The sequence below is a fragment of the Shewanella saliphila genome (assembly GCF_014648295.1).
Classification (GTDB): Bacteria; Pseudomonadota; Gammaproteobacteria; order Enterobacterales; family Shewanellaceae; genus Shewanella; species Shewanella saliphila.
Map to the genome: position 1 here is coordinate 1 of NZ_BMQV01000070.1, position 13,429 is coordinate 13,429.

Consider the following 13,429-nt stretch of genomic DNA (forward strand, 5'->3'; position numbering starts at 1 on the left):
GCCGACGAAGATAAGCATTGTTGGAAAACAAAAGCGATGCATGATGAATCCATCGATGCTTGAAGCAGTATTAAAGGTTGGGTTTAGTAGTTAGGTTAAAAATTAAACACTCATGCGGTGGCCCTGGGTTGATGCCATTGTTTATCAAGTGGCGCAGCGGTGTTTGAGTAAGAGCGAGGTTGGGAAATGATGGTTTATAGTAATTTATTAAGCTCAATATATAAATTTTATTTAACTCATGTAAGGCTATAGTGTATGCATAGTTTGAAATCGATTAGAGTAAAAGGTTTGCGTTCTATTATTGATTCTAATACTGTCAATTTAAAACCAATAAACATTTTAGTTGGAACAAATAGTTCTGGAAAAAGTTCGTTTCTTAGATTATTTCCTTTATTAAGTCAAAGTGTAGAAAGAAGAACTAGAGGACCAATACTTTGGAATGGTCCTCTAGTGGATTTTGAATCAATAGAGAATACTTTATCCTCATCATTAGACCCTAACAATGATTGCATATCGCTGACATTTGTATCTACAATTGATGGAAAAATAGCTTCTACTGGACTTTTAAGCAGATTAAACAGTCAAGTTACAGATGTAGAAATTGCGTCAACCATATCTATTTCAAAAGGAAAAAAACCATTTACTAGCTTCACTAAAAAATATATTTTAGCGTTTGACGATGATCATATAACATTTACTTTCAGTGAGGGGGGGGAATTAATTGGAGTTGACTCTGAGAGACTAGTTTGGGATGTAAATAGCAAGACAGAACAAGAAGAAATAGCTAAGTACTCCGTATCTGAAACAGATAGTATCATTCCATTTTTCAGAACTGGTAGAAATTACTTTCACTTTGGAGGCTGGGGCTTAAATAACACTTCAAAAGATGCGTCACAGGTAATAAGAGAAAGTATTAACTCTACAATAGTTAAGCTAACAAAAGGCTCAGATAAAGAAAGAATTTCATTGATTTGTAGAAAATTAAGCTCTGTCAGAGGTAGCGATACAAAAAAACTAAAAGAATTTAAAAAAATAATAAACTACTCAAGAGCTCAAAAGGTTACGGCGAAATGGACTGTGGACGACGCTCAATTCAAATTTATTTCAGGTCAATGCAACTTACTATTTGCTTTAGAGTTTTCAGAAGCTTTAAACTCCTACCTTACAGGTACTTTTAAAAACATTCATTATATTGCACCACTAAGAGCTTCAACTGAAAGATATTATAGATTTCAAGATTTAAATATAGACCAATTAGATCATACTGGTTCCAATCTTGCTATGTTTGTTTCAGCATTACCCCCGAAATGGCAAAAGTCCCTTGATGAATGGACTAAAATTAGTTTTGACTTTACTGTCAAAGTTGATTACTCAAGCTCAAATTTAGCGTTAAAAATTGCATACGGAAATGGAGGGGAAAGTTACAATAATGTTACTGACATGGGATTTGGATTTAGTCAAATATTACCAATATTAGTAAGTTTATGGTCAGTATCATCTGGATATGAAAATAATCATCAAAAAAATATTTCCAAACAAGTTATTTTTGCAATAGAACAACCAGAACTTCATCTACATCCAAGAATGCAAGCTTCACTTGCTAATGTATTTTCTAGTGCCGTTAAATTAGCAAAAGAAAATGGTATTACCCTTAACCTTATTATAGAAACGCATAGTGAAGCATTAATTTCGACTATTGGAGATCTTATAGCAATAGACGAAATAGATAAAGATACTGCAAGTATATTAGTTTTCGAACAAGATCGCATAGAGCGTACCACTGAAATTAGAACTTCAAACTTCCTAGCTGATGGAACTCTTGAATCATGGCCTAAAGGATTTTTCTCTTACTAATATGATAATTAAAATTGATGAGAGCATATCAAAAGCTCTAGAAGAAATGACCAGCGAAAGTGATGCTATCGAATTACTTAGGGACTTAGAATATAATAGAGGACTAGGTTACATTGCTATAGAAATATCTAAATCAACATGTCTAAGAATAATGAAGTCGCTTGATGACAATGATAAAAGAATAGAAAACTTCCTTAAAAAGGAAAAAAGTAAAATAACATTTAATCAAGAGCTTTTTGATTCATTTAATTTCAAACTCTACGTTTACCACTCTGATTTTCATCAAATACAACTAAACGATGATTCTCATATATTATTTGACATAAAAAATTATTCTACAAAAAAATATTCAGAAGGTTTCTACACTCCTTTTAATAAACCTAAGCTTATTACAGAAAACTCATTATCTGATGGTAAAGTTTTAAAAAAAATTTGTGAAAATCACTTTAGAAATAACTTCAATGTACACGACTATCAAATTTGTATAGAACGAAAAAATGGTGGCGGGGATGGAACTGGAGATGAGATTTCTGATAGTGATACTAGTTGGTTAAACTTATTCTCCATAATTGATAGTGATAAAAAACATCCTCAAGATAATTATGGAGAAACAGCGAAAAAAGTAATCAAGTCTTATTCGGAGTTAAATTTATTACACAACTATAGAGTTTTGAACGTTCATGAAATAGAGAATTTATTCCCTCTTGATTGGTTTTTAAAGAAAGCAAACCAGAACCAAAAAGATGATATTATATTATTAAAACGAATATATGATTTAGATAATAGATCTTTATTTTATTATGATTTTAAAAAAAGTTTTGGCTACAAAGCTATATTTTTAAAGGAGAGTTGTGCATTAGCTTCATATTGGAAACCTATATTTGAAACTACTCTTGAGCAAGAGAAAATTGAAAAATTGGCAATTCAGTCTTCCGCTACAATAGGCAGTAATGATATAAAGATATTAGGTTCTTTAGGAACATTGTTTAATGCGGTTAAAAAGGATTTTCTATCAAATAAACTCAATAATTTTCAACAACCTAACCTTAATAATGAATGGGACGAATTAAGTGTTTGGATGATTGAACGCTTTATTTGCAGCAAGCCTTGTCGTTTTTAGGAATAAGTCAGGGGCTGATCATACTCGATCGCTTTTTAATAAGTGGGGGCAGAGTAAACTTAATAATAAGTGGGGTCAGAGAATAAGTGGGGTCAGAGTAAACTTAAATTTCTTAGCTATACTCTCTAGTTCAAGTCACTTTGAACAGGGAAGTTGCACATGCCAAGATCCCCAAGAATTTGCCCCATTGGTATTCCTCAACACGTTATTCAACGAGGTAATAATCGCCACGTTTGCTTCACGTCTGAACAAGACTTTAAAGCCTATGCTGGATGGCTAAAAGAGTATTCGCGTAAATTTCATGTTGAAATTCACGCGTGGGTATTTATGACAAATCATGTGCATTTGCTTTGTACTCCTCAAAAAGCCAATGCTGTTAGCCTTATGATGCAATCACTTGGTAGACAATATGTTAGATATTTTAATTACACATACAAACGTACCGGAACACTTTGGGAAGGTCGTTTCAAGTCTTGCTTAGTGCAAACCGAAGAATACTTAATCCAACTATATCGTTATATTGAACTCAACCCAGTAAGAGCTAATATGGTTAATGACCCTGTCGAATATGTCTGGTCTAGCTATCAAATCAACGCCCTAGGTAAGGCCTCTCAGCTTTGTACTCCACATCAGGTTTACCTTTCAATAAGCAACGACCCTCAAGCAAGGCAATCATCTTATCGAGCCCTATTTCAACATCAATTAGATGCAAAAATGATTAACGATATTCGTCAAGCAACCAATAAAGGCATGGTAATCGGCAGCGACACATTTAAAGACCAAATAGAAAAACTAACGGGTAACAGTATGCATCCAAAGAAAATGGGACGCCCTTTTAAGGTAATAGAATAAAGTTTACTCTGACCCCACTTATCACACTTATCACTTGACCCCACTTATCACTTATCCACAAGCATGCTATTAAATTCGTGGGGATCCCTCAGACTCTGACCCCACTTATCTTATAGTATCTTATAGAATAAAGTTTACTCTGACCCCACTTATCACCCCACTTATCATGACCCCACTTATCACCACTTATCAAAAGTTAAGAACTCATTAGTAATTTAGCGCCGCACTCAGCATGTGGCGCAGCTGCTTTTCATATTCCTGCGACTCTGGTTTAGCGATACCAGTAAGGTGCAGTGACGCCTCCGCCATACTAATGCCCAGCAACACCACCATAAACAGAGCGGCACGCGTCTTATCACCAATGACTTGCTCAAGGTAGTTTTGCATGGCGATCTTTTGCTGTTCACGAACCAGCTCACCCACAGTTTCATCGTGAGCATTCATTTGTATCAACCGAATGATTGACGGCTGCTCCTCATCTTTGGGAGTGCTCGCCATTATGCTGACGGTCATATCTACCAGCTCAGCGATTCCCGATTGTGGTAAACCATCCGCGACTAAGGCGCCTTCCAGGGTAGCCTCGAATAATCCCTGTTTACCGCCAAAATTACGCGATACCAACGCCACATCGACACCTGCAGCCCTTGATATTTCACGCAAAGACACGTTGGAATAGCCTTTGGTCCAAAAGCGAAGTCGCGCATGATGGATCAATTTTTCGCGAGTACTGAGTTCAGCCGTCATATCAATTCGCATCCGTAGCAGGTGTAGTCAACACTTGTTGACTTTATGAAGAATGGATAATAGAGTAGCCGAGTCAACACGTGTTGACAAGCAGTCATAAACATCAATAAACCGTAATCGCACACTTAACAGAAAACCACACACTATGAATAATAACGTTTCTTATAAAATCCCTTTGTGGGTGAATATTCTTCAAGGCTTGCTGATCGCCATTATGCTTCAGCAGACCTTCATTTTTTTCTTTGATCACCAAGCCATAGCTGCCTCTGGAATTAACGTTGGGACTGATAGCCCAAACCTGAATATGTTGTATGAGTTTGGTGCAAGAACCCTAACCATGGCGCTGGTGTCCATCATTGTGTTAATCACCCAAAACCCACGGTATTTTCTGGTTATTCTGCTGATGAATATAATCAGAGAAGGCTTAGAAACCATCGTTGACCCTATGTTTCCACTAGCTAACGCACCGGCGTCGCCAACGGGTGATTTGATCATACACATCGCGATAGTGGCGATTGAGATCTGGGCATTTATTATTGTTTATAAGATCGTGAAGCACATGGATGGTGCGGAGAAAGGCGTTGCAAGTTAAATTGTTTGAACGCTTCAACTGTTTGCAATAAGTGGGGTCACATAAGTGCATAAGTGAGGGCAGAGCCTGACGCCCCACTTATCTACTTAACAAAAAGCCCAAGAGATACTGGCTCTCTTGGGCTGCCTTGTGCATAGATGCACCCGCGATGTTAAGTGCGAACGGTGCTACTTACTACTTACCACCGGGCTCTGCAAAACGAGTCATCCAATCCTTCACTTGGCCGTACCAATAAATCGAGTTATTTGGTTTCAGTACCCAGTGATTCTCATCAGGGAAGTAAATCATTCGCGACTCAATACCTTTGGTTTGCAATGTACGGAATAACTCAAACCCTTGTCCTACGGGCACTCGTTGGTCTAACTGACCGTGAATAACCAAGGTTGGCGTATCAAAATTGGCCGCGCCATAGTGAGGTGATATAGATTTATAAATTTCAGGGTTTTCCCAAAAACTACCAAAACGTGTACTGTGTACCGCGAAATCCGCCGCCATTTGTGAGTACATGTTATACACCGCAGCATGGATAAACAGTGCGTTAAAAGGATTATCTTTTTGCCCCAAAATAATTGAGCTTAAGTAACCACCATAACTGCCACCACCAGCGACTAAACGTTCGCTATCAATCCAGTCTTTGCTCTTAAACCAATCCGTTGCTTTGTAGATATCCTCAAGCGACTTGTTCTTCCAGTCTGGGTTAATACTGTCAGTAAATTTTTGGCCGAAGCTACCCGAGCCGTGAAAATTAGGCCAAGCGGTCACGTAACCCCAAGAAGAGAACGTTTGCGCATTCCAACGGTAATGGAAGCTGTCTGAAATTGCGCCATGAGGACCACCGTGGATCAACATCATCAGTGGGTATTTTTTGGTTTTATCAAATCCCGGCGGGTAGTGCACCCACATCTGGATATCATCTCCGTTATAACCTTTATACGTCACCGACTCATAAGTACCCATGCCCACATTGGCCAATACATCATCGTTAAAGCTATCTAAACGGGTTATTTTTCCATTGCGGGAGTCAATCTTCACCACGCGTGCGGGATGTAAAAAACTTTGATTGGCAGCAACCAAAGTACCGTCTTTGGCGATAGAGGGTTTGCCAAAATCGGTATTGTTGGTGACTTGTCTCACTTGGCCATTTTTAGCATTGATGTAGTAAATGCGGTTTGTGGCTGCATCGGCTATTGATGCATAAAACCCCTTACTATCTGGCGTCCAAAGATATTTAGAAACAGATCGGTCCCAATCTTTGGTCACTACACGTTCGCTACGTTTGTCCATGTCGAACAACACCAAGTGTGAAGTGTCACCGTAGAAGCCATGAATTAATTGGCGGGTGAAGGCAAGTGTTTTACCATCGGGACTAAATTTAGGTCCACTATCAGGTGCTTGATTGTCCGGAGTTAAATTTTCATATTTTCCGCTACCGATTTTAGCAAGAAATACATCAATTTTAGGGTCAACTTGGTTAGCGGAGCCGTTTGAGTTAAAAGCAATCCAACGTTCGCTTGGGTCGATATCGTAGCTGCCAGCGCTTTGTGAAGAACGTGGCAATTGCTTTTTCAGTGGTTGGGTGATGGCTTCAACGTCTCCACCTTTGGCTGAAATACGAAAAACATGTGCATCTCTTTCTTCATCTATCCAATGGTCAAAATGTGAATAAGGCAGTGCGTTCCACTGGTGGGCGGAGACCTTATCGTCTTTATCAGCTTTGAGTTGCTCGGTCATTTGTTCCCAGTCTTTGCCTGGGAAAATACGGCTAATGAAGTAAATGTGCTCACCAACCCACTTAATACCATTCACGCCACCGGGAACCTCAGTTAAGCGTTGCGCTTCGCCCGGTCCATTCATTGGTAATAAGTAGATTTGCCCTGCTTCGTCTTTGTCACGTTTACTGACAAAAGCTAAGGTTTTTCCGTCTGGAGAAAACACAGGCTCACTCGCGCGTAAGCCTTTTGCAGTAAGTGCACGCTGGCCTGAGCCATCTTTTGCAAACAACCATAGCTGAGTCGTGCCTTTATCTTCTGGTATATCGTACTCAGTGACGGCAGCAATAATATGATCACCTTGGGGTGAAACAATCGGACTACCGATACGCTTGAGTTGCCAAAGCACCTCTGCCGATAATGTTTTGGTTTGCTCTGCAAAAGCTGATGCCATTGGCATCAACAAACACAGTATTAGAATCCCTACTTTTTTCACGAGAGCTTCTCCTTCATTCTGAATGAGTTCGTAGTCATTTTATGAGTTGATGTGCAACAGCGTTTGGCTGGGTGACAACCGTTTGTTCCCACTCAAAAACCAGCACATACAGACGCCCCAGTATAGCGAGCAAAGCCCGTTAAAAGATACGAATAACAACGGACTGTAGCAGCTGTTTACAAATTAATTGTTTTGAATAATAAAACCGGTAATAAAGGCGCGAATTAGTCATAAATAGGGTTAATAAGTGGGAGACAGAGCGTGAGGGCTCCCAAACATACAAACTGTAGTGGTCAGGTAAAATTGACCACGCTTTTAGTGCCGCAGGCCATAGGTGCAAAAAAGCATAAGCAAACACCTGGATTCCGGCTCAAAAGCATTGCCGGAAAGACGTGAATATAAGCATTACCGGACCGACGTAAACATAAGCATTACCGAAATGACATAAATATAAACAGTGCCGGAATGGCGTGAATATGAGCATTGCCGCAATGATTACTTAACCAAAGGTGATAACGATATACCGCTTAAATTTACATTAGTGAAGCCAGAAACTGAGTAAAAGGCACAATATTCTGTTTAACGCTGGCTTCTTCTAATGCCTGCATATATTCACTGCGGCGCTCGACCGGCACAACCATCCAAGGGTAACGACCCGAGGCCATCATCAAGTTCATAACAAACCTCCCCATTCTACCGTTACCATCGAAATAAGGATGAATATACACAAAGATAAAGTGCCCTAACACAACCCTTACTGCCGCATTATCTTCTGCAGCCAATAATTCAAACAAAGTCGGCATCATATCTCTAACAGCGTCTCGACTAGGAGGCGTATGCATAGACTGACGAATATAAACTGGCCCCGTTCGATAACCTGCTAGGTCCGATTGCTTAACAATACCAGCAGCAACGCTTGGGCCGAATAAAGCCAAATACCAATCACTGTGTGCGTGCTCTAACACATCACCCGAATTATTCCCCTCTAACACCACCCGAACGGCTTTTTTCACTTCTTGAAATGCATCCCAATAACCTTTAGCGGCCATTGCATCTAGGTGCTTTTTACTATCAACAGAGTCTTCAGTCTGCCAATGACCAAATCGAACAAGTTCGATGAGTTCATGAGTGACACGATAGCCTTCGATGGATAATGAGTGATAGGCGTCTGTGATATATTTATCTTCCACCTCGGCCATGTAAGTTTCAATAGCAATTGTTTGAACACTAAGCTGAGGGAAATTGGCTATAACATCTTCGCGCATCTGTGCCCACATCAGTCGTATTCGATTAGCATAGGGCGAGACATCACGACGACCAAAGCTTATCTGTACTGTTTCTTTAAAGGGGTCTTCTTCTTGCACCACTAAATCAGAAGCCTGCATACCTTTCAGTATATTGTTTGCAATGAGATCCCGGCCAATGTTTCTAAAAGCCCCCACTAACCGGCCTGCAATTACACTGTGATTACCCGACAACAAAACAGATAACACGTCAGATGCATCAGTTACCATTGATAAGGCAGTGCGCATTTGAATAGGTGCATTAACAAACTGGCTCGCAGAGCAATACACTAACGCGGCAGGTAAACTATACACATTAAGCCCATCAAGACTTTCAATATGTTTTACATCAGGTAAATTTAGCCTAACATCAAAAATAGAAGTGTTATGCAGGAAGGCCGTAGGCTTATTATTTCCCTTTGGAGAGCGCACAAGTAGCTGCTGACAAACGGTTCTGTCACCAATATGTAGATTTATCGACTGCTCAGCTGATAAGCACCAAGATTGGTCAAATCGCGCAGACAAATAGGCTCCACAGAAGTCCCAAAAAGAAGTATACCAAGACGTGCTGTCACCTGGATTTTCATCAGGCATAGCAGGAATATACCAACCTCGAATGACTTCTCGAATAAAGCCATACTTCATTAAACGCTCACGGTGTAATCGACTTAATTGCTTCGATTGAATTGCAACGAAACCAGACTCTTGGAGCATCTTTAATTGCGCGAGAGAATCTGCTAATTTTTGTGATACTACATTCATTTGAGTTCCTAATAACTACACTAGAGTTTTATTAAATCGAAGATTTATCGTTATGGCTTTTATAGGTTTTAACGCTTTTGGTGTATAGGCTTTACCGTTTTATCACTTATAGGTTTTAGTGTCATTTCATTTATAGGTTTTAATGATTTTAATTTATAGGTTTTAGCGTTCCACTCACATGTCTTAGTAGTAGTTAACTATAGTTAAATAAACTGTATGACACTAAAAGCATAAGCAAACACCTGGATTCCGGCTCAAAAGCATTGCCGGAAAGACACTTGTTCGGAATTTACTGGAATGACAGGCATAAAAAAGCGAACCAATTGGTTCGCTTTTTAATTGTAAAACTTCAAATAAAGCCTACTACCACGATAATGGCGTTACTGCCGATGAGAAGACAAGAAAGCCGATGCTTTTCTCCTCGGAGTTGACTGGTGTCAATGAGAAGAGAAAAGTGTCGGCTGACGCCGTATTATCGAGGCCAAGTAGTTGAGGATCGTTAATGAAGTTGGTTAATTGAGGCTCTGTTTTTTTTTGCATTTTTGCCACATTCTTAGAATGGAAGTTGGTTAACACATACACTAAATTTAAAAATACTCACTTTTTGTTATTAATTAAGTTGGTTAATGTATAGGTAAGTATATCTAATCGTCGCCACAACATATCACCATTCAAACAGTTCTTCCGGGTTTATACAATTAACAGAAATATTTCTCGGCTCGACGCCGATGTTAAGCTCACACAGCCTAAAGATCCCTGCTCATTCCCAAACATCTCCCAAAAGAGCCTTATGTAAGTTAGTCACAAAATCCCGAACAAAGATATTTTCTAGCGTTGGGTTCTTGAACTTACTTGCCAACATTTGCCCATGAAGTATGTTGGCCGCTTCCAGTTCATTTAATTGCTAACGAGTAACTACATGCTTATACTTCAGGCTCAGCATATCATCAGGGGGAAAAGGCGTTGCGCCATCGAGATTTCGACCAATGCAACCAAGAACTATTCCTTAATGTTTTTCCAAAGAGCACGTCCACCAGATTCGATAATCTGTTCCTTAATCTGGTTAAGCAGTCGTATCTGAGCCTCTCCACTTATAGTCTGATCTTCTAAAAACATGTTCTGAGAGTTGGCATCTAGACTTCTAGAAGCTATTTCTGTTGCCCTGCCATCAATAATGTCTTCAATTGGTTTTCTAGGCACCAAAGCGTAAGTCAGATCACAGTTGAGTTGTTCTGCTAGCCCTTGAAGCTGATTTAGTGTGATATCACCCTCAACTTCTTTTCGTTCAAGAACAGAAATTCGATTTCGACTGAAACCCATTCTTTCACCAAGTTGGGAACCAGACATCCCTAGTGCAGATCGGATAGTTCTGACCCAGCCCTCTTTAGGTTTTGTGAACAGTCGAAACTCTACCGCCGAATTGGCAATAGCTCTATACTGATGCATCACTGTCTTTTTGACTGTGCTTTTTGGGTTACTTCGCATGAAATACATGATTCCGCTCACTTCTATATTAGCTTCTTAATCATATTGTAACCCTAAATAGAGACATGAAAAAAATTTTGTATCTAATTTAAGATACAAAACAACTTAATGCACAGGAAATAGGTTACATTAATTTGAAGGTGTATTTTTATAAGGTTTTAAACTTCAATTGTGTAACATTGAATCAAGACGAGTTTACTAATATGCATCACTGAATAGTGAAGATTGCATAATCAAGTATCAATTTTTCATTGTATACCAGCAAGATAAGAGAAATTGATTCCGGTTTTTGTACTTTGTCCGTTTAAGTCTTGTATTGTCTTAGCCTAAAAAAATTAAATCCAATACCATATTCGATTACACTTCGGTAATTGAACATTATTTGATGTAAATCAACTCCTTAAAATCATCATTTCACTTAATATGTGTTATGGATTTAACTTCATAGCAAAATTATTGTCTATTTATCAAATAATTTAATTTCATCACACTTTCTGAAAATTATTTCTTAGGAACTATAAATGAGAAAACAAAACTTGTTAACTTTGATTATCATTATATTAACTACGAGCGCTTGCATGTCCACCGAGAGAAGCTACGACCCAGAGAATAGAGAAGATTTTAACTACGACAAATCAAAATCGTTCGCAATGAATGTTGTAGATGGTTCATTAGATTTTCACAATGGGCTAATAGATGCAAATGTAGCCGAAGATGCTGACATTACAGCCGATGCATTATCTAAAGCATCAGATACTTATCTTGGCTTCATTAATGGAGGGCTTGGTGGTGCACTGCTAGGACTATTTGGCTCATCATATGGAGAATACCCTCTGAATGCCGGATATGGTATTTATTACGTCCCCATTAGTGATAGAAGTATTAAGAGCATTGATGCTGCTTATGAATTTGTTAATAATCAGATAATTAAAGCAACTGAAAGTGAATACGGCATAAAATATTCTTACAGTATTTGGACAGCATCACATTCATATGAGATGATTTACGAAGGTCCTTACTGCACTGATTTACAAGCAAAAATTTACCCAAACGGTAAAAAACTCTATACTGAACGATATATGCAAAAGCGAAATATCACTGAACTTAATCAATGTGTTAAATCTGGGTATAATAATATTTCTTTGATGAAATTTACAACTACTACCCCAAAAGGTGAAAAGGGCAACTATGCTGTGATGGGGATTAGGGCAATGGGTTGGTATACTAACTTTAAAGTTGTTGACAAGTTAGACCCAAACTTTTACTACCTAAGGCCTGTATCAAAAATAAACAATGCTCCATTCGTTTATAATGATGCTAAAGCGTGGTTTTTCATCAATCCTAAGAGTGGCATCAAAGATAATATAACTAAACAACAGCTCTCAAACGTTTTTCCAAAAATCATTTATTAGCAGTTAATAATTAGTCATCATTTGTCAGCTTTCAAGCCATCCAAAATAGACTAAGAATTATATAAAAAGAGGTTAACTATCCTCAATTATAATAAAAGTTGGTTAACGACGCTAAAGCAGTTAGCCAACTTAAATAAGCCATATCAATTGCAAATTTTACATTCTGATTGCGACTACACGACCTTCATCATCCTCAGAAGGGAAACTATAGGAATCAATCAAAGTTCCTTGCAACCAAATGTAGTGAGGCATCCAGAATGAATGCTTTCTAATCAGTGCCAGCACACTTTTCAAAGTAAATTCACATGCTTTTGGTTTGAGCCTGAAGAATATAAATGAGAAATTATCTCGAACTTCAGCTTCCAGTTCAGCTTCCGACAAAGTCACTTTTAAAAGGCGATTCAGTTCATCATCTTCATCAATAAAGTTACCGTAAATGTCTAACAGTTTTTTGTCCGCTACAAAATCAAGATACGGGTCCTCAATTAGATTTCCTTCAGCGATGTTAACATCCATAGCCTCCTTAATCTCGAAGGCAAGAACACACCCATTTAAAAATGCGTCCTCTGCAATCCGGTATGGCTCATACGCTATTGTAACTTGATGCCAGTGGTTAAATCCAGCGGATAGTGCGACAAGGTCAAGTGCTTCCGTATGTGAAATAGAGCTCTCTCGCTTTAATTTTCGGGCTTTTTGCTTTAAACGTTCGATAGTAGAAGTTGAGACAACACGTTTGATTTGCATAAGTTTCTCCATTTAGCGATAACGGTGCCCACTGCCGAGGTCGCAGAAAAACCTAAGATATAAAATGAATTGAAGCCGTCCTATCCAGGTTCGCTAAAGTGGGCAGCAGGTATCGACTAGACCTATAACCATCTTACCGTTCCGGTTTCAAAATTCAATTAAAAATTCAATTAAAAATTCAATTTCCAATTACCTTGCTTACTTGAAAACTAACTTTTCCTATTATCAAATCTCATTCAAATAGACATCAACGGCGTTTTTCAAGACAGTTGTCGCCTAAATTGTTAAGCAACTTCTTTATGTTGCTCTGGATTTAACGCCACAGCGCCTATTGGTTGCCAGTTTCGCTCTTCTTTTGACCATCGCTCTGGATGTT

10 protein-coding genes are annotated in these 13,429 nt (G+C 38.7%); 5 read left to right on the plus strand and 5 right to left on the minus strand.

Features of this window, described 5'->3' with window-relative positions:
* The first annotated feature begins 255 nt into the window (after window positions 1-255).
* The 3 genes from IEY48_RS19465 to IEY48_RS19475 all read left to right on the plus strand — a co-directional run bounded on the left by IEY48_RS19465 (window position 256) and on the right by IEY48_RS19475 (window position 3,826).
* A complete protein-coding gene (locus IEY48_RS19465) occupies window positions 256-1,854 on the plus strand; it encodes an AAA family ATPase (RefSeq protein WP_188923217.1) in 1,599 nt (532 codons plus the stop codon).
* Window positions 1,820-2,974 (plus strand): hypothetical protein, encoded by a 1,155-nt coding sequence (locus IEY48_RS19470; RefSeq protein WP_188923218.1) that lies wholly within the window; start codon window positions 1,820-1,822, stop codon window positions 2,972-2,974. Before IEY48_RS19465 ends, IEY48_RS19470 begins: the two co-directional genes overlap by 35 nt.
* Window positions 2,975-3,133: 159 nt before the next feature.
* On the plus strand, window positions 3,134-3,826 hold the full coding sequence (locus tag IEY48_RS19475; RefSeq protein WP_188923219.1) for a transposase: 693 nt from the start codon (window positions 3,134-3,136) through the stop codon (window positions 3,824-3,826).
* 207 nt (window positions 3,827-4,033) lie between these two features.
* On the opposite strand, the gene IEY48_RS19480 is transcribed toward IEY48_RS19475, so the two are convergent.
* On the minus strand, window positions 4,034-4,570 hold the full coding sequence (locus IEY48_RS19480) for a TetR/AcrR family transcriptional regulator (RefSeq protein WP_188923220.1): 537 nt from the start codon (window positions 4,568-4,570) through the stop codon (window positions 4,034-4,036).
* A 145-nt stretch (window positions 4,571-4,715) separates the two neighbouring features.
* Here IEY48_RS19480 and IEY48_RS19485 point away from each other — a divergent pair, with 145 nt between their 5' ends.
* A complete protein-coding gene (locus IEY48_RS19485) occupies window positions 4,716-5,162 on the plus strand; it encodes a hypothetical protein (protein WP_188923221.1) in 447 nt (148 codons plus the stop codon).
* Between the two features lie 174 nt (window positions 5,163-5,336).
* On the opposite strand, the gene IEY48_RS19490 is transcribed toward IEY48_RS19485, so the two are convergent.
* The 3 genes from IEY48_RS19490 to IEY48_RS19500 form a co-directional block, all read right to left on the minus strand.
* Window positions 5,337-7,367 carry a S9 family peptidase gene (locus IEY48_RS19490; RefSeq protein ID WP_188923222.1) on the minus strand — a complete coding sequence of 677 codons (2,031 nt, stop codon included), beginning with the start codon at window positions 7,365-7,367 and terminating at the stop codon, window positions 5,337-5,339.
* 533 nt (window positions 7,368-7,900) lie between these two features.
* Window positions 7,901-9,412, minus strand: a complete 1,512-nt coding sequence (locus tag IEY48_RS19495) for a Fic family protein (protein ID WP_188923223.1) — start codon at window positions 9,410-9,412, stop codon at window positions 7,901-7,903.
* Window positions 9,413-10,411: 999 nt separating this feature from the next.
* Window positions 10,412-10,897, minus strand: coding sequence for a mobile mystery protein A (locus IEY48_RS19500; protein WP_229786594.1), 486 nt, complete (start codon window positions 10,895-10,897; stop codon window positions 10,412-10,414).
* Window positions 10,898-11,418: 521 nt separating this feature from the next.
* On the opposite strand from IEY48_RS19500, the gene IEY48_RS19505 reads away from it, so the two are divergent.
* Window positions 11,419-12,309 carry a hypothetical protein gene (locus tag IEY48_RS19505; protein WP_188923225.1) on the plus strand — a complete coding sequence of 297 codons (891 nt, stop codon included), beginning with the start codon at window positions 11,419-11,421 and terminating at the stop codon, window positions 12,307-12,309.
* 156 nt (window positions 12,310-12,465) lie between these two features.
* On the opposite strand, the gene IEY48_RS19510 is transcribed toward IEY48_RS19505, so the two are convergent.
* Window positions 12,466-13,053, minus strand: coding sequence for a plasmid-related protein (locus IEY48_RS19510; RefSeq protein WP_188923226.1), 588 nt, complete (start codon window positions 13,051-13,053; stop codon window positions 12,466-12,468).
* Window positions 13,054-13,429: the final 376 nt, after the last annotated feature.